Below are 18,046 nucleotides of genomic sequence, written 5' to 3'. Positions count from 1 at the left end.
CGTTTGAATCAACGAAAAGTAGAGTTTTTTGTTATCTTTGTTCGCTGCTCTAATAAATTAAAAATAGTACATGGGTTTAGTTACCGCGAAAGAAGTTGCAAAGGCAATAAATGTTGATAAGTACGGAGTTTTCGGTACTTTTTCTGGCTGGATTCTTATGAAGGTTCTTAAGATCTCTACCCTTAATAAAATTTACGATCACAATAAACACTTAGAGGATGTTGCGTTTTTGAACGGTATTTTGGATGAGATGGAGATTAAATTCGAAATTCCTGAAGAAGATTTGAAACGTTTACCTAAGGACGGTGCCTATATTACCATCTCAAATCATCCGCTTGGAGGGATTGATGGTATATTACTTTTGAAATTAATGTTGGAGAGAGAGCCTAATTTCAAAATCATCGCCAACTTTTTATTACACCGAATTGTTCCGCTTAAAAAATATATCATGCCGGTTAATCCTTTTGAAAATCATAAGGATGCTAAATCGAGCGTGGTGGGGATTAAAGAAACTTTACGTCATTTAAGCGATGGAAAACCGCTAGGAATTTTTCCGGCCGGAGAAGTTTCCACTTATAAAGATGGAAAATTGGTAGTTGACAAACCTTGGGAAGAAGGCGCTTTGAAGTTAATCAGAAAAGCAAAAGTTCCGGTTGTACCGATTTATTTTCACGCTAAAAACAGCAAATTATTCTACTGGCTTTCTAAAATCGACGATACTTTGCGTACTGCAAAATTGCCGTCTGAATTGTTAACTCAAAAAGATCGTGTCATTAAAGTTCGTATTGGTAAACCGATCTCGGTAAACGAACAAAATGAACTTCAATCATTTGAAGAGTATTCAGAATTCTTAAGAAAGAAAACGTATATGCTTGCGAATCCTTTTGAAAAGGACAGCAAATTAATTGATACTGCGAGCTTAAAAATACCAAAAGCACCTAAAAAAATTGTAACGCCAGCAAGCGAATCAAAAATGATTGCTGAAGTTGATGCTTTAAGAAACAGCGATTGCCGTTTACTGCAAAGTAAAAATTACGAAGTGTTTTTTGCTACGGCTAAATCTGTTCCGAATATTTTACATGAAATTGGTCGTTTACGTGAAATTACTTTCCGTGAAGTTGGCGAGGGGACAAATGAATCTATCGATTTAGATAAATTTGACCAGTATTATCACCATATGTTTTTATGGGATGATGAAACCAAAAAAATTGCTGGTGCCTACCGTATGGGATTGGGTTCTGAAATTTATCCTAAATATGGAATTGAAGGTTTTTATCTGAATGACTTGTTTAGATTCGAACCTGAACTGCATGATATGATGCATAAATCAATTGAAATGGGTCGTGCTTTTATCATCAAAGATTATCAGCAAAAACCAATGCCTTTATTCTTGTTATGGAAAGGTATTATTCATACTACTTTACGTTATCCAGAGCATAAATATCTTTTAGGAGGTGTAAGTATCAGTAATCAATTCTCGGATTTCTCTAAATCATTGATGATTGAGTTCATGAAATCAAATTATTACGATCCTTATATTGCGCAATACATTCATCCGAAAAAAGCGTATAAAGTAAAACTAAAAGATGCTGATAAAGACTTTATTTTTGATGAAGCCGAATCAGACTTAAATAAATTTGATAAAATCATTGACGAATTAGAACCAGGAAATTTACGTTTGCCTGTTTTAATTAAAAAGTACATCAAGCAAAATGCGCGTGTTGTAGCTTTCAACGTCGATCCTTTATTCAATAATGCAATTGACGGTTTAATGTACATCAGGATTGCCGATATTCCAGAAAGCACAATGAAACCTGTTATTGAAGAATTTCAAATAGAATTAGAGCGCAAATTATCTGAGAAAGAAGATTAATTGCAAATCGATATAAAAAGAAAAACCCGTTAGTAAGTAATACTAACGGGTTTTTTATGTTTTAGAACCAGGGTTTTGTACCCACCTGATAGGTTTGGTAAAAATCTTCGTCTGTTTTTGTCAGGTAGATAATTCCTTCGATAATACCAATTAAAGCACCTACTCCGCACAGACAAGTTAAAAGAATCTGAATAATTCCTTCTTTGGTATAACCTAAATAAAATTTATGAATTCCCAAATAGCCTAATAAAATTGCAAAAATTCCAGCTACAATCTTTTTATTTTCAGTTTCAGATCGTTGAGGACGATTCCAATGTTCTGTTTTTGTATTTTCCATTTTTATCTATTTTAAATTATTGTAATTCAACTTTTCCGATTTCATTGATTTCTTCAATTTCATTTTTTGGATCAGTTCCATAATAATTTTCACCAGAATCTCCTTCAGTGAATAACAAAACTAATATCCAAATAGGACCAACTAATGGAATCATAGCGACAAAAATAGTCCAACCGCTTTTACCAATATCATGCATTCGTCGAACTGAAACTGCTAGAGAAGGAACCATCGTTCCTAATGCATAAAGCATTAATAAACCATAACCCAAACCAAGAGCCAGAGGACCATTATCAGTAGCTGCGTATATAACAACTCCTAAAATAACAAACAATAAAAAGATAATTGTACTAGCCAAACGGTAATACCAATATTCACTTCTTCTTGCTCTTCCTTTAAAATTTGCATAGTTCTCAAAAACTGCTTTTTTGTACCATTCAATCATAATTAATAAAAATTAGTTAGTTAAACCCTACTCTGTTTAGGATTTTCGGCCGCTCCTGTCCAAAAATTTTGTTAAAAATTTTCCGAACAATATTAGAAAAAAATAATCTTAAAAACTAATTCCGAATGTTACTTTTAAAGAAAAGACTTGTTATTAAAAACTAAATTAATTTTATTAAAAAAAACACAACTCTCTAAGTCTTAAGCACATTTAGCCATTAAGCGTAAACTGCCTTGATTTTATCTACAATAACCTGCGCCAAACGTTCGTGACTTTCAAAAGTCCAACCTGCGATATGAGGCGTTAGCAAAACATTTTTGGCTTCTAATAAATATTGAAAAGCTTCAGGAGTATTTTTATCCTGAAAAAGTGTTTCAAAAGATAATTTCTCATACTCCAAAACATCCAAACCTGCTCCCAGAATCTTTTTAGACTTCATAGCTTCAACTAAATCTGCTGTAACGATATTTTTACCTCGTGAAGTATTAATGATCCAAAATGGCTTCGCAAATGCGTTTATAAAATCGGCATTGACCATTTTATCAGTTTCTGGTGTCCACGGAAGATGCAAACTCAAAACATCAGCTCTATTTTGTAATTCAGCCAACGCAACTTGTTTAGCATTTTCATCACCAATGTTTTCTAAAATATCATGAAACAAAACTTCAACATCAAAACCTCGGAGCTTTTTTGCAAATGCTTTTCCCATATTTCCATAACCAATAATCCCAACTGTTTTTCCATCGAGTTCATGACCACGATTACTTTCACGATTCCAATGGCCGGCTCTTATTTCGGCGTCGGCCTGATTCAAATTATTGAAAAGTGATAAAATTACACCCAGAGAATGTTCTGCAACAGCGTTGCGATTACCTTCCGGAGCCGCAATTAAGTGAATTCCTTTTGCCTCTGCATAATCACAATCGATACTTTCTAATCCCGCGCCAACTCTGGCAATAAACTGTAAATTGGCTCCTTTATCTAAAAACGTTTTATCAATTTTAAATCGGCTTCTGATTACGATTCCGTTATAATCCTGAATTTTAGCTTCGATTTCTTCTTTTGAAGATTTGAAATCAGCGTGATTTTCAAAACCGGCTTCTTCAAGTTGTTGCCAAAGAATTGGATTGTTGCTGTCGATATGTAGAATTTTTATACTCATAACTATGATTTTATTATACTAAAGAAAAACAAAAATACAGCTTATTATTTATTACTAAATGTTAGAAGTTTCAAGTTTCAGGTTTCAGGTTACAAAACTTTATGAATGAGTATTTTAGAGCAATGATTAAACGTACACTTAGTCAATAACCTTTGCCAGAATTTTTTATTGCCTATATTTTTTTTAACTTTGAAAATAACTCCGCTGCGAATTCTTTCGATATTCTACTTCAAATCAGCAAAAATTCTCACAAATGAAATTGACTAAAACTTTTAAATCTTTTTTTGAAAACGAAAAATCAGGAGGACTGTTATTGCTTTTTGTAACCCTTGTTTCTCTATACCTTGCCAATTCCTCTTTTCAGACAGAATATGTAGCTTTTTGGGAAAAAGATTTAGGCGGTCATTCCATCACACACTGGATTAATGACGGATTGATGACCATTTTCTTTTTGTTGATCGGTTTAGAATTAGAACGCGAAATTTACCATGGAGAATTATCGAGTATAAAAAATGCTTCTTTGCCTTTAATGGCGGCTTTAGGAGGAATGCTCGTTCCGGCCGGAATATTTTTAGCCTTAAATTATGGAACTGCCACACAAAATGGAGCCGGAATTCCGATGGCGACAGATATTGCATTTGCGATTGGAATTTTATCATTGTTAGGAAATAAAGTTCCTCCGTCTTTAAAAGTGTTTTTAACTGCACTTGCTGTTATTGATGACTTAGGAGCAATAATTGTCATTGCCATTTTTTACACCACTTCAATTTCATTTATAAATCTTGGTATTGCATTAGCAATCTGGGGATTTTTGTTTATTTTAAACAGAAAGAAAGTCAACAATCTTATTCCGTATTTAGTTGGCGGTGCCTTTATGTGGTATTTTATGCTTAATTCCGGTGTTCACGCCACAATTACCGGAGTAATTTTAGCTTTTGTAATTCCTTTTGGTGATGGTGGAGAAAAATCAGTTTCTTATAAATTGCAACATTTTCTACACCAGCCCGTTGCGTTCCTCATTTTGCCATTATTCGCCATTGCCAATACCTGTATTGCCATAGAATCGGATTGGCACGAAGGATTAAATCATCCTAATACATTTGGGATTGTTTTAGGATTGGTAATTGGAAAACCTTTAGGAATTCTGCTTTTTTCTTTTTTAGGAGTAAGTGCAGGTCTTTGTGCTTTGCCGAAGAAATTAAAATGGCCACATATTTTAGGTGCCGGGATGTTGGGCGGAATTGGTTTTACAATGTCAATTTTCATTACTATTTTAGCATTCAAAGATCCTGAAACCATTGTTTTTTCTAAAATTGCTATTTTGATTGCTTCTGTACTTTCCGGAATTTTCGGATTTGTGTATTTGAAATATGTTTTGAAGAAAAATCCCAAAAAAGAAATCCATCCCGAAGTCTCGGGACCACTATCGCATGATAACTAACTTTAAAACTTAATTATTATGATTGCAAGAATCTGGCATGGAAAAACGAAAGTAGAAGATTATGAGGTTTACACCGAGTTTCTACAGAAAACCGCAATTCCTGATTATTCAAAAACAGCTGGTTTTATAAAATTATCCTTTTTAAGAAACATCAAACACAACGAAGGACACTTTACGCTGATTACCTATTGGGAAAACCTAGAAGTAATTAAAAATTTTGCCGGAGAAGATTTTGAAAAAGCGAAATACTATCCTGAAGACGATTATTTTCTTTTGGAGTTTGAAGAGAAGGTTGAGCATTTTGAGGTTTTTTCATCCTGAAAATCCAAATTAAAAAAATCCAAATTCCAATTATTCGCAAACTTGTCATCCTGAAAGAGGAAGGATCATCACGTAGTTCGCCAAAGATTGAAAATTTTGATTGCGGAGCTACTTGTGTGATTTCTCCTTCGTCGAAATGACAAAAAAATCGACTATTTCTTAAAACAAAAATTCCAAACCTCAACAAAATTGGAATTTGGAATTTAAAAAGATTGAAATTTTAAACTTTATCCCTTGATCTGTTTCAAAGAAGTTTTAATTCCTTTTATCAAAGACGAACTGAAGCCATTATGTTCCATTTCATTCAAACCAACGATTGTACAGCCCTGAGGTGTCGTTACGCGGTCGATTAATTGTTCCGGATGTACTTTCTCCTCTAATAACATTTTTGCAGCTCCTTTTACGGTTTGTGCTGCAATTGCTAAAGCAGTCTGCGAATCAAAACCAATTTCGATTCCGGCTTGCATTGAGGCACGAATGTATCTTAAGGCGTACGCTGTTCCGCAGGCTCCAAGAACAGTTGCCGCGTCCATTAATTTTTCGTCAATAACGGGAGCCGTTCCTAAATGCTGAAACAGATCTACAATTGGTAATGCTTTTTCTCTGTCCTTTTCAGGGAAAGAAATACAAGTCGCTGATTCTCCAAATTGCGCTGCGATATTGGGCATGATTCGAATTACCGGAAATTCATCATTTGTTTTTGAAGTAAGCATATCCAAAGACAAACCACTTACTGCAGAAGCAATGGTTTTTCCTTTGATTACCGGTAAAATTTCAGCAAAAACAGTATCAACCTGATACGGTTTTATGGTTAAAATCACTACATCAGCTTCCTGAATATTATGTTTATTATCGTTAGAAACCGTAATTCCGTATTCAGCTAAATATTGAATACTGGCCGTGTTTCTTCTTGTTACTGTAACCTGGTTGTTTTTGGAGAATTTGGCAATTCCCAAGGCAATAGAAACCCCAAGATTCCCACCTCCAATTATATGTACTTTCATTGCTTATGTATTGGCTGGTTAATAGCATATTTTCGATTCGCAAATTACATAGATTTTAAGGATCTTAAATCACTGTAATCTACTAATTTGTGGCAAAAATCTAAAACCCAAGAATCAATTTGGCTACTCCAAAGTAGAGCATAATTCCAAAAACATCATTGGTTGTTGTGATAAACGGACCTGTAGCGATAGCGGGATCAATTTTATTCTTATGAAGAAAAAGCGGTACCAAAGTTCCCAAAGTCGCAGCGAATAAAATCACTACTATCATCGAAATTGAAATTGCAAATCCTACCAAATATTGCTGATACATAATAGAATGATATCCTAATAAAAGCAATGAAATAATAGTTCCGGAAATCATCGATACGGTAATTTCCTTAGTAAAATAACCGCGACTAAATTCTTTTAAAGTTCCGTTTGCTAAACCCTGAACAACGATTGCTGATGCCTGAACTCCAATATTTCCGGCAGTAGCCGAAAGCAATGGCACAAAAATGATTAAGGTAGAATGGATTTTGAAGACATCTTCATTTCCTTTCAATACAAAAGAAGCCACAATTTCAATTACCATTCCAATTAAAAGCCATGGCAAACGCGCTTTGGTTAACTCCAAAACACTATCGTTTGATTCAACGTCCTGTGTAATACCCGCCGCTAACTGGTAATCTTTATCGGCTTCATCCTTGATTACGTCTACGATATCATCAATAGTAATTCTTCCGACCAAACGACCCAATTCATCCACAACCGGAATGGCCTCTAAATCGTATTTTTGCATGATACGTGCTACCTCAACATCTTCGGTATCGACGTTTACAAAATTTAGTTTTCTAATATAAATATCCCCAATCTGCGTTTTGGTTGAAGTAGTCAACAAATCTTTTAATGATAATCTGCCTTTTAATCGGTTTTCATCATCAACAACATAAATCGAATGCACTCTGGAAACGTTTTCTGCCTGGATACGCATTTCTTTTACGCAAGTCAGTACATTCCAATTTTCATTGACTTTTACTAACTCTTTCCCCATCAAACCACCGGCAGAATTTTCGTCGTAACGCAATAATTCGACGATATCTTTCGCGTGTTCAACGTCATTTAATTCTGATATTACTTCCGCTTTGATTTCCTGCGAAAGTTCTCCGATAATATCGGCCGCGTCATTGGTTTCAAGCTCATCAAGCTCTTCTGCAATTTCTTTAGGCGAAAGTCGGCTTAAGATGTTTTCACGCAAATCATCTTCTAATTCAAGAAGAATTTCTGCTGTTTTATCACTATCTAAAACCCTGAAAATATAAGTTGCTTCGTCAAAATCCAGTTCATCCAGGATTTCGGCAATATCAGCATGGTGCAAATCGTTTAATAAAACTTCAAGTTCCTTGTCGTTTTTATTAACAATGTGCTCTTCTAATTGGTGGATTAAATCTTTGCTAACTTTGAACTCCATCGGCTTCTATTTTTTGAGTCAGTTCAATAAATTCTTCTACACTAAGTTGCTCAGGACGTTTATCAAAGATAGTGTCTAATCGCAAATCATCAGTTAAATTTAATGTTTTCAAACTGTTACGTAATGTTTTTCGTCTTTGCTGAAAAGCAGTTTTCACCACAGTAAAGAACAACTTTTCACCACATGGAAGACTATAATCTTCCTTTCGGGTCATTTTCATCACACCCGACTTCACCTTGGGCGGAGGAATAAAAACATTTTCGTCAACAGTAAACAAGTACTCAGTAATATAGAAAGCCTGTGCTAATACGGATAAGATTCCGTAAGCCTTTGAGCCTTTTTTCTCGCAGATTCGCTCTGCAACTTCTTTTTGAAACATTCCGGAAAACTCAGGAATCTGGTCTCTGAACTCTAAAGTTCTAAAAACGATCTGAGTCGAAATATTATAAGGGAAATTCCCGATTATAGCGAATTGTTTGTCTTTGTAAACCTCATTGATATTGTATTTCAGAAAATCCTGAGAGATAATCTGATCTTTTAATTTCGGATAATTTTCACCCAAATACGTCACAGATTCGGTATCAATTTCGATCACGTGCGTATTAATTGGTTTGTCAAGCAAATACTTAGTCAACACACCCATTCCTGGTCCTATTTCCAGAACCTCATCGTATCCTTCTAAACTCAAAGTATCTGCAATTGCTTTGGCGATACTTTCATCTTTTAAGAAGTGTTGTCCTAAATGTTTTTTGGCTTTTACTTTTTCCATTTTATTTTTTAGATTCTTAGATTTTTAGACTTCTTAGATCGTCAGATTTTTTCGAAATATCGAATAATCCAAAAATCGAATAATCAAGCAATCTATTTTTAATGCTCCGAAATAACTTCTAATTCGGTTCTGAAAGAAAGCATTTTGTCTGCGAATAACTCTAAAGCTTCTCTGTCAAATTTCGGCTGTTCTTCCAAATAATACTCCTCTAATGTTTCCTTACTATCTGTTGTATATTGAACTGAATACGTAATTCCGCCCATTTCTTCTTCAATTAAAACCCTCACAATTCTTGCAGACGAAAATTTTTCTGTTGCCAGAATTTCAGGTATGTGTTTTTCCTGCATCCATTTTAACCATTGGTCATGAACGCTCTCGTGTATATTTGTGGTAACGTTGTAAATTATCATTTTTCTTGATTTTAGATTTTAGATTTTAGATTTTAGATTCCAATAAAAATCTAAAATCTGAAGCCTACAATCTGAATTATAAATTCTTGTCTCCTCTCAACTCGCGGTATTTTTTTCTCGCATCAACAAAGTAAATACTATCCTGATGGTTAAAAATTACCTTTTCATACAAAGGTTTTGCCTTTTCTGTATCTTTTAATTCGTCGTTGTAAATTTCTGCCGAAAAAAACAGCGCTTCATCTACATAAATTCCGTCACTATGATGGTCAATGATCTGCTGGTATTGGCTTAAAGCCGAATTATAATCCTTCAGACTTTCATAGATTTTACCTAAACGCAACATTGTTACAGCTTCGATTTCCTGTCCTTTATAGATTTTCAGGATGTTTTGAAACTGTGTAATCGCTTCCTGTTTTTTATTCTGATAAAGTAAAAAATCACCTTTTGCAAATTGCTTCAATGCCGTTTGTGTCGAATCGGCAACAGTATTATCATTTATCAATAAAAAATATTCCAGTGCATCATTTGCTATCAACTGCGTATTAGCAGACTTTAATTCTTTAAACTGCTTTAAAGCCCACTCAAAATCGGATTTATAATAACTTGTTTTCGCTGCTTTTAAACTCGCTTCATGCGACATTACATCATTCTTTAAATCCAATTGAATCTGCGAATAATAAATAAGCGCCTGATTGAATTTTTCCTGCAAAAGCAAAATATCTCCCAACTCCATCTTAGCATCAGCTTCCTGATAATCATTCAAATTGAGGTCTAAAGCTCTTTTGACAATTGCGATACCCTCTTCTGGCTTTTTTAAATTAAATGCCTTAAAATGCGCCTGAATTAATTGCAAAGATAAGGTAAAAGGAGTTATTTCATAGGTTGTAAGCAATTGTTGTAACTCAGCATCAATTATTGGATAATCTTTTTCCTGTGCTTTATCAATTTTAATTTCCATTAAATAGTAATTGGTCTGTACCAATAAATCTAAATCTTTGGTATTAAGAAGAATAAAGTTGAGGATTTCAGCAGCCGTCTCCGTGTCATCTTCATTCAGTGCAAACTGACTTAAATTGACAATACTCGAAAGTGATTCAGGTTCACGCTTATAAATTGCCTTTTCCTGAATAAAAGCTTTCCCAAATTCCTTTTGCTGCACATAAAACCAACTTAAATAGTGATTCCAGAATACATCCTGATCTTTTTGTGTTTTCAGGATTAAAGCTTTTCGCATGGCATCTTTAAAAGCAGTATTATCGGTTTCGCCGTTCATGAAACGAGATAATTGTGTCTGAATCAAATTGGCATTTTGTGGATTGTTATAGGATTCCGTCAACAAAAGATCAATCATTTGATCCGTCTTTCCTAACTGACCGTACAACATTCCGATTTGAAAATTGAAATTGTAATTCGGCTGAACCTGCATCGCTGTTTGGTAAGCCTTTAAAGCATATTCTAATAATACTTTTTTCTCGAAAGAATTTCCGATTCCATAAACATCATTAGCATTCGTTTTGATTTTCTCTATCGCCTGATCGTAATAATTTTTGGCTTTTGAATCGTTTTTCTGCAGCTGGAAATTATACCCCAATTCCACTAAAAAAACACCTTGTTTGTATCTGTTGTAACGCTCCTGAATCATTTTTTCAGCCAAAGCAAATTGCTGCAATTGCTGATAACAATCAACCGTTCTTAAAAAATATTGCGTATTGGAGGGTGCGCTGTTTAAAAGCTCTTCGTAACTGATCTTCGCTTTTTCGAAATCGCCTTTATCATAGTAATATTGCGCCAGCTGTTCGTTTTGAGAAAATACAAAACCAGACCACAACAAAACGATATAGATAAAGATGTTTTTCATATTTCAGTTTTTTTTAAGTTGTAGTTTGTGTGCAGTTTAAAACTGAACTCAAAAATATCAAATTTCAGTATATTCTTTTCTTTCTTTAGATTTCCAAATAACCAAAGTTAAGCCAATTAAAATAAAAGGGATACTTAAAATTTGCCCCATGTTGATCAACATGTTATTCTCAAAACTCTCTTGATTTTCTTTGAAAAATTCAATTAAAAATCTGGCCAAAAACAATAATGCTAAGAAAGTTCCAAATAGTAAACCGTTTGCTTGTTTTATTTTTTCTGATTTATACATCCAAAATAACAGAGCAAAAATCAGCAAATAGGAAAATGCCTCGTACAATTGTGTTGGATGCCTCGGAATCAAATCATCACGTTGAAAAACAACTCCCCAATTTCCATTCGTAGGTTTTCCATAGATTTCAGAATTCATGAAATTACCCAGTCTGATAAAAGCAGCTGTCACCGGAACTCCAATTGCCATTCTGTCTAACAACCATAAAAAATTCACTTTATATTTTCTGCAATATAAAACTATAGCAATTAAAACACCAATTGTACCGCCATGGCTGGCTAAACCCTGAAATCCAACAAATTTATAGGCTCCACCAATCTTCTGAATTGGTAAAAGTATTTCTATCGGATGTTTGAAAAAATAATCAGGTTCATAAAAAAAACAATGTCCCAATCGCGCTCCTAAAATTGTGCCTACAATTACATAAACCAATAAACTATCCAGATTATCTAAGGGCTGCTGCTCTTTTTTATAAATATTTCTGACAATGTAATACCCCAGTAAGAGTCCGGAAGCAAAAAGAGCTCCGTAATATTTCAAAGGAAAACTATCAGTTATCATAACAATAACCGGATCCACATTCCAATTTAAAACTCCGTTCATCTCTTGGTTATTTTTTTTATTTAAAGTTCCGGGTTAAAACCGAGAAAACCTAACAGGTTTTTAAAACCTGTTAGGTTTAGTCTTAAGAACTATAAACTTAATTTATAATATCAAATCCGCAGTAAGGGCGTAAAACTTCTGGAATTACGATTCCTTCCGGCGTTTGGTAATTTTCTAAAATTCCGGCTAAAACTCTTGGCAAAGCCAATGAACTTCCATTAAGCGTGTGTGCCAATTGGTTTTTACCATCTTTGTCTTTGAAACGTAATTTCAATCGATTTGCCTGGAAAGTTTCAAAGTTAGAAACTGAACTAATTTCTAGCCAACGATCCTGCGCTGTAGAAAACACTTCAAAATCGTAAGTCAAAGCTGATGTGAAACCCATATCTCCTCCGCACAAACGTAAAACTCGGTATGGCAATTTCAATTCTTTCAAAATATCTTTTACATGCTCTACCATTCCGTCCAATGCGGCATAAGAATTATCCGGATGTTCGATACGTACAATTTCTACTTTATCAAATTGGTGCAAACGGTTTAATCCACGAACGTGAGCTCCGTAAGAACCTGCTTCACGGCGGAAACATGGCGTATACGCCGTGTTTAAAACCGGCAATTCGCTTTCGTTTAAAATAACATCACGATATAAATTCGTAACCGGAACCTCAGCAGTTGGAATCAAATATAAATCGTCAATTGTTGAGTGATACATTTGTCCTTCTTTGTCTGGTAATTGTCCTGTTCCGTAACCTGAAGCTTCGTTTACCAAATGCGGTACCTGTACTTCATTATATCCTGCAGCCGTATTTTTATCTAAGAAATAATTGATTAACGCACGTTGCAAACGAGCACCTTTTCCTTTGTAAACCGGAAAACCAGCACCTGTAATTTTTACACCCAATTCAAAATCGATGATATCGTATTTTTTTACCAATTCCCAGTGAGGCTGTGCGTCTGCGTGTAAAACCGGAATATCACCTTCCTCAAAAACATTCAAATTGTCGTCCGGAGTTTTTCCTTCAGGAACAATATCTGCCGGAAGGTTTGGTAATGTGTATAATTTATTCGTTAATTCGGCTGCCAAAGCTTCTGCTTTTTCACCTAATTCTTTACTTTTTTCTTTTAAGGAAACTGTTTTTTCTTTTAAGATTGCGGCTTTAGATTTCTCACCTGCTTTCATCAATTCCCCTATATCTTTGGATAATTTATTAGATTCAGCTAAAGTGTTGTCTAATTCAACTTGTGTTGCGCGACGATTTTCGTCTAGTTGCACCACTTCTTCAACAACGCTTTTAGCATCGATATTTCGTTTTGCTAAAGCCTTGATTACTTTCTCCTGATTCTCTCTAATAAATGCGATTTGTAACATAGCTTTGTGTTTATAACTAGTATTTTTATATAAAGGAAGCAAATTTAAGGAAATGTTTGCTAAGATTACGACAAAGTTTAGCCTAAAAAGTTATTCCACAGAGATACGCAAAAATTACACAGAGGGACACAAAGTCTTTTTTACAAATCTTTGCGTCCCGATGCTTCGGGATTGTGGAATCTTTGTGTCTCTTTGCGGAATAAAAACAAAAAAAAACGGAAACAGCCCCCAAGCTGTTTCCGTTAGCTAAATATTCTATAAAGAGATTTAGCAAAATAGGATAAAATAATTTATCTTGTATAAACCGTAATAATACCGGCCGCATCTTTCACTTTTAATTCTTTAAGTGTTAGATTTACGATATCCTGAGTTTTAGTTACACCATTTATAACTGTAGTTATATTATTGTGTGATCTGGAGTAAATCCCTGACTGAACTGTTAATGCACACTCAGTTGTAGCGTAATCTCCGACATGTGCTGTATTATCCAGTTTTAGTTCCAAATAATCTTTGCTACATCCACTTTGATTTTCTGGCGCATCTATTAATTGTTCGGTTCCGCCAATAACAGTCCCCGTTTTACTAAGATCCCATTTTCCTTCTAACGGAATTAGTGTTTCCCCTTCATTATCATCATTGCTGCAAGATGTTGAAAATAATCCAATACTAAGTATTAAGGCGAGTAATAAGCTTCTAGTTTTCATGTTTGATTTCTTTAAAATTAATAATGCTAAATTAATTTTAAAGCTTTCCCGATGTGTTACACAAATTCATCGATGATTTACATAATTTCTAGAAATTCGTAAGTTATTTCATAAATTTACGTAAAAACAATATACAATACCACAACATGGGGACAAAATATTAAGTATTTTCTTAACGAATCTATCTAAATCGTTTTACTTATGTTCCACTAATAATTCCTTAAGCTGGTTTGCTTTTAAGTAGCTTGCCAGTCGGCCCGAAAGTAGTAAGACCTCTCTTTCCTCAGGAGCAATTCGCAGTTTGGTTTGAACATGAGAGGCAAATTCATATAAAATAAGAATCTCACTAGCTGTTAATTCATTAAATTTCTCACGGCTCAACGTAGCCAGAATCACTTCGCCATCTTTATCTTTTGTAAAACTGAGTTCTCCAAATTGATCAATCAATTCTTTCTTGAAATTAGTATAAAACCGAAGCCAGGTCGAATAGTCATCATCAGAATTTTTCAATTCGGTTACTAAATCTTCATACTCCTGATCTTTCTCCATCTTTAATAAGTGATCCCGAAGCGTTGTAAAACCAATAACCTGATAGTTTGAAACTGGAATTTTATAACGTTCCATCAAATTTTCGACATCTCTGTCAAAAGTTATGTAGCGTGTTTGAACGGTATATAGCGATGCGGTTTCAAAAAGCGAAATCAGCTTAATCTTTTCGTCACTTATATAAGGTTCTTTTTTTCCCTGACCCAAACAATCAATAAAAAGAGCACGCTTGTTTTTATTATCTACCTTAGAATCATTGTTTAGTAATTCTACCAGAGTTTTATATCCCATATTATCTGAGGCACCACCATCTATAATGCACAATATTTTTTGCTGATTTTTCACGCCGAATTTCACTTTTGGCAAAACACCCGGAAAAGCAGAGCTTGCCGTAATAGCATAAGTAACGGGAAAATTAAACCCATCATTGACTTCATTATGATTTAATGGAATCGAAGATTTATTTGGCGCCAAAGACGAATTTAAATTTAAACCGTGAATAATATGAGGCATAAACGGAATACGCTCTCCGTTGTTATAAGCCGTTCCGTTGGCTACCATCATAGGTAAAGATGGCGTATTTTTACTTTCTTTCGGAACAAAAAAATCAGACATCAACATTTGAGTTGAAAACTTATTCGGATTATCAGGATCCGTATTGTCGTATTGTAGAATCTCCGAATCCAGCCTTTGAGTCATCGAAATTTTATCGCCTTTTTCGTTTCGACTGTTATTTAAGAGTGACAAAATCGTAGCCGATTTATCTACATAATCTTTAAATGCATCGGCTTTGGAGAAATAAAACTCATTAAAGGTGCAATTGTCGTGATTGAGTTTATTTTTTAGAATCGTTAAATAATATCCTGCTGAATAACAGCCACCCGAAACGGTTGAGAAATAATCGATTTCATTTAAGAAGTTGCGTTGTTGGTAGTTTTCCTGAATTTCCTCTAAACCCAAAAGAACGCCCATACTAAAAAATTGCGCTCTCGAACCACCACCCGAAATGGCAATTCCTAAAGCAATATTGGGATTTTGAAATCTAGTGTTACGTTCCTGAACCGATTTATAATCATTTAAAGAAACAGCTGGAATAGAACTATAATTAATTTCCGAAAAAAGATTGATTTTATTTTGAGAAAAACCAATTTCAACAAGAAGGAAAAGCAATAACTGCACGTATTTATATCTCATTTTAAATCTATTTTAAATAACTAAAAATCATTAAAAGCGAAATTTAAGAGTGTGCAGAATTACAAATCAAAAATTGAGCCTTTTAAATCAAAAATTGATATTTAACAGGCTCAATAAATGTATTAATTTACAGTAACACTTTTTACAGGAGATGATGTACATGTACCTTTTCCTTCCTGAACAGTGATCTCTGCTTTTACAGAATAAGTTCCTGCAGCACTATAAGTATGAGAAACCGCTACTCCTTCTACAGATGGAGTTCCATCACCAAATGTCCATTTTACAGATTTTAATGTTTTACTCCCTGTATATTCAACTGAAAAATTGATCTTTTTAGAATCTGTAGCATCTGCTGTATGTTTTACTTTTTGATATATCGATTCAGCAACACAGTCAATTCCTTTTTCAATATCATCTTTTCCGCAAGAGATATTTAAAGTTAATAATGCAACAAAACAAAAAATTGTAGCCGTTTTTTTCATGACTTTAGTTTTTAGTTATTTTTCAAAATGTTATATTCACAAATATAATCAATTCCTGATACAATTTTTTAAATTATTATTACCGAAAAACCATTTTTACTCTACATTAAATAATCTTAGGATATAAGAAAGTTCATAAACAATAAAAAGTATCGCTAAAATAGTATGGAAAGTTTTATTATGAATTCTTATCGCCACTAAACAAAGTGCAACATGTGTCGCGATCCTGACATAATATTCTGTTTGATTGTATAAAAAGTAGTTGCCGCCTTTGATAGCTGTATCAATCATATCTGCAATAAAACCAATGGCCAGAATCGCAAAAAACCAGTTTTTACGAGAATAAAAATAATCTTCATAACCCGTATAATCGACTAAGTCATCCGGATACAAAATAGCGCACAGCAAATAGTAAATCAGAATATAACAGATGATAAAGAAGTAATCTATAAAATACCATTCGGTTATCAATTTGAGATTAAACTCCCACCACCAGAAATGAATAATCAGCAAAAAAACATAAAATACCCAAAGCGAGTGCACAAAATAGACTTTCTTTCGTCCGGGATGTTGAATAAAAATAACCGATCCTTTTATAAGATGCGTTAGACTCAACCCAAGAATAATCCCAATAATCGATTTGATATGCGTTAGTTCTTCCATAAATAAAGAAATGTTTATCCAGAACTAAAATTAATTCAATTAATTCAAAAACAAGTAATTGAGAGTAGAATTATTTCACAGAGATTCACAAAACCAGCACAGAGATACACAAACCTATTTTAAAAAATCTTTGTGTATCTCTGTGTAAAATCTTTGTGAATCTCTGTGGTAAAACTTTTTGCGGTTAAATTAATTAAGCTCTCTTAATCTCATGCCCAACATATTCCTCCAAAGTAGCAAACATATCGTCTACCGAAAGCACTTCAAAATCAGGATGGTTTTTCAGGAAATTAGCATTTAGCGTAACTAAGTTTTCTTCGAGTTCATAAAAAGTATCATTATTCAAAGAATCGCGAACCGGATTCACACCTTCGAATTTTCCACTCACAAATTTATTCAGCTTAACGCTGCTCATCAATTTGACTTTCTTGCTTTGTTGTTGAAATAATTCCAGGTGTTTTTCGGCGCCAAGCAAAGTCAGGCCTTCTTCGATCAATTCGTTTAGTTCTTTATTCCAACCTGATTTATAAACAAACTGCGCAAAATTCCCTTCGGCATATTGCGACCAGTAATAATCCAGATAATAACTCATCAAAGCATCTGGGTGAATAAATTCGTCATCGACACCTTCCTCACGCATTAAATTGATAACCGAAATATTAGAATGAATCACATCATGAAGATTTTCACTATTCATTGCCGTTTCAGAAACTATTATTCTACCGAATTCCTCCATTTGATTTTTGTTTTGAGATTGATTTGCAAATTTCAGTTAAATAAAAACAGAAAAGAAATACAATCTGATTTTATATGCCTTCAGCTCCGTCTGTGTCCTTTTTTTCGTTCATTTTTGCCACTAAAGCTTTCAAACGCAAGGCACGTTCTCTCTTTTCTTCCTGAAGTTTAGCTTTCTTCCGATTGAGCAATTTGGTATGTAAAGCCTTATTCTTAGTATTTTTTTCAGGTCCTTTTGCCATGATTTCTATGGTTTAGTACTTTATTTTGCAAATTTCGGTGAAATAATAATATGAAGGGGAATAATTTTTTGGGCGTTCCCTCCGGTCGGGCTATTCGCTGCAAGTCCTCGCACTTCCTTCGTCAGGCTGTGGGCTTTCCGCTGCTATCCCTAA

19 protein-coding genes are annotated in these 18,046 nt (G+C 34.2%); 3 read left to right on the top strand and 16 right to left on the bottom strand.

Features of this window, described 5'->3' with window-relative positions; genetic code table 11:
* The first annotated feature begins 70 nt into the window (after positions 1 to 70).
* The gene (locus IRZ99_RS20160; protein WP_194659183.1) at positions 71 to 1,873 is read left to right on the top strand and encodes a lysophospholipid acyltransferase family protein; all 1,803 of its coding nucleotides are present in this window, start codon (positions 71 to 73) and stop codon (positions 1,871 to 1,873) included.
* A gap of 61 nt (positions 1,874 to 1,934) precedes the next feature.
* Here the strand turns inward: IRZ99_RS20160 and IRZ99_RS20155 are convergent, their stop codons facing one another.
* The 3 genes from IRZ99_RS20155 to IRZ99_RS20145 all read right to left on the bottom strand — a co-directional run bounded on the left by IRZ99_RS20155 (position 1,935) and on the right by IRZ99_RS20145 (position 3,814).
* Positions 1,935 to 2,210 carry a TM2 domain-containing protein gene (locus tag IRZ99_RS20155; RefSeq protein ID WP_194659182.1) on the bottom strand — a complete coding sequence of 92 codons (276 nt, stop codon included), beginning with the start codon at positions 2,208 to 2,210 and terminating at the stop codon, positions 1,935 to 1,937.
* Positions 2,211 to 2,226: 16 nt separating this feature from the next.
* A complete protein-coding gene (locus tag IRZ99_RS20150; RefSeq protein WP_194659181.1) occupies positions 2,227 to 2,652 on the bottom strand; it encodes a DUF805 domain-containing protein in 426 nt (141 codons plus the stop codon).
* Between the two features lie 217 nt (positions 2,653 to 2,869).
* Complete coding sequence (locus IRZ99_RS20145) at positions 2,870 to 3,814, bottom strand: 2-hydroxyacid dehydrogenase (protein WP_194659180.1); 945 nt, start codon at positions 3,812 to 3,814, stop codon at positions 2,870 to 2,872.
* A gap of 253 nt (positions 3,815 to 4,067) precedes the next feature.
* Between IRZ99_RS20145 and nhaA the strand changes: the two genes are divergently transcribed.
* Both nhaA and IRZ99_RS20135 read left to right on the top strand, forming a co-directional pair.
* Positions 4,068 to 5,255: a Na+/H+ antiporter NhaA gene (nhaA, locus tag IRZ99_RS20140; protein WP_194659179.1), complete on the top strand. Its 1,188-nt coding sequence runs from the start codon at positions 4,068 to 4,070 to the stop codon at positions 5,253 to 5,255.
* Between the two features lie 18 nt (positions 5,256 to 5,273).
* Positions 5,274 to 5,576: an antibiotic biosynthesis monooxygenase gene (locus tag IRZ99_RS20135; RefSeq protein WP_228519134.1), complete on the top strand. Its 303-nt coding sequence runs from the start codon at positions 5,274 to 5,276 to the stop codon at positions 5,574 to 5,576.
* Positions 5,577 to 5,803: 227 nt separating this feature from the next.
* On the opposite strand, the gene proC is transcribed toward IRZ99_RS20135, so the two are convergent.
* The 13 genes from proC to IRZ99_RS20070 form a co-directional block, all read right to left on the bottom strand.
* Complete coding sequence (proC, locus tag IRZ99_RS20130; RefSeq protein WP_194659178.1) at positions 5,804 to 6,580, bottom strand: pyrroline-5-carboxylate reductase; 777 nt, start codon at positions 6,578 to 6,580, stop codon at positions 5,804 to 5,806.
* Between the two features lie 100 nt (positions 6,581 to 6,680).
* Positions 6,681 to 8,030 (bottom strand): magnesium transporter, encoded by a 1,350-nt coding sequence (mgtE, locus tag IRZ99_RS20125; RefSeq protein ID WP_194659177.1) that lies wholly within the window; start codon positions 8,028 to 8,030, stop codon positions 6,681 to 6,683.
* Positions 8,014 to 8,799, bottom strand: a complete 786-nt coding sequence (rsmA, locus tag IRZ99_RS20120; RefSeq protein ID WP_194659176.1) for a 16S rRNA (adenine(1518)-N(6)/adenine(1519)-N(6))-dimethyltransferase RsmA — start codon at positions 8,797 to 8,799, stop codon at positions 8,014 to 8,016. The genes mgtE and rsmA overlap by 17 nt, the downstream gene beginning before the upstream one ends.
* A gap of 98 nt (positions 8,800 to 8,897) precedes the next feature.
* The gene (locus IRZ99_RS20115) at positions 8,898 to 9,209 is read right to left on the bottom strand and encodes a DUF4286 family protein (RefSeq protein ID WP_194659175.1); all 312 of its coding nucleotides are present in this window, start codon (positions 9,207 to 9,209) and stop codon (positions 8,898 to 8,900) included.
* A 76-nt stretch (positions 9,210 to 9,285) separates the two neighbouring features.
* Positions 9,286 to 11,067, bottom strand: a complete 1,782-nt coding sequence (locus IRZ99_RS20110) for a tetratricopeptide repeat protein (protein ID WP_194659174.1) — start codon at positions 11,065 to 11,067, stop codon at positions 9,286 to 9,288.
* 57 nt (positions 11,068 to 11,124) lie between these two features.
* Positions 11,125 to 11,958: a prolipoprotein diacylglyceryl transferase gene (gene lgt / locus IRZ99_RS20105; protein ID WP_194659173.1), complete on the bottom strand. Its 834-nt coding sequence runs from the start codon at positions 11,956 to 11,958 to the stop codon at positions 11,125 to 11,127.
* 97 nt (positions 11,959 to 12,055) lie between these two features.
* Complete coding sequence (serS, locus tag IRZ99_RS20100; RefSeq protein WP_194659172.1) at positions 12,056 to 13,327, bottom strand: serine--tRNA ligase; 1,272 nt, start codon at positions 13,325 to 13,327, stop codon at positions 12,056 to 12,058.
* A 290-nt stretch (positions 13,328 to 13,617) separates the two neighbouring features.
* On the bottom strand, positions 13,618 to 14,031 hold the full coding sequence (locus IRZ99_RS20095; RefSeq protein ID WP_194659171.1) for a lipocalin family protein: 414 nt from the start codon (positions 14,029 to 14,031) through the stop codon (positions 13,618 to 13,620).
* A gap of 195 nt (positions 14,032 to 14,226) precedes the next feature.
* Entirely contained in the window at positions 14,227 to 15,771 is a 1,545-nt protein-coding gene (locus tag IRZ99_RS20090; RefSeq protein WP_194659170.1) for a patatin-like phospholipase family protein, read from the bottom strand.
* Between the two features lie 122 nt (positions 15,772 to 15,893).
* Positions 15,894 to 16,253 (bottom strand): PKD domain-containing protein, encoded by a 360-nt coding sequence (locus IRZ99_RS20085; RefSeq protein WP_194659169.1) that lies wholly within the window; start codon positions 16,251 to 16,253, stop codon positions 15,894 to 15,896.
* 96 nt (positions 16,254 to 16,349) lie between these two features.
* On the bottom strand, positions 16,350 to 16,916 hold the full coding sequence (locus tag IRZ99_RS20080) for a hypothetical protein (protein ID WP_228519133.1): 567 nt from the start codon (positions 16,914 to 16,916) through the stop codon (positions 16,350 to 16,352).
* Between the two features lie 193 nt (positions 16,917 to 17,109).
* Complete coding sequence (locus IRZ99_RS20075) at positions 17,110 to 17,652, bottom strand: hypothetical protein (RefSeq protein ID WP_194659168.1); 543 nt, start codon at positions 17,650 to 17,652, stop codon at positions 17,110 to 17,112.
* 70 nt (positions 17,653 to 17,722) lie between these two features.
* Entirely contained in the window at positions 17,723 to 17,893 is a 171-nt protein-coding gene (locus IRZ99_RS20070) for a hypothetical protein (RefSeq protein ID WP_194659167.1), read from the bottom strand.
* Positions 17,894 to 18,046 lie beyond the last annotated feature (153 nt).

It is taken from the genome of Flavobacterium sp. LC2016-12 (assembly GCF_015351595.1).
Classification (GTDB): Bacteria; Bacteroidota; Bacteroidia; order Flavobacteriales; family Flavobacteriaceae; genus Flavobacterium.
The sequence above is the reverse complement of the archived record's forward strand: the minus strand, read 5'-3'. Positions and strand labels throughout refer to the sequence as shown.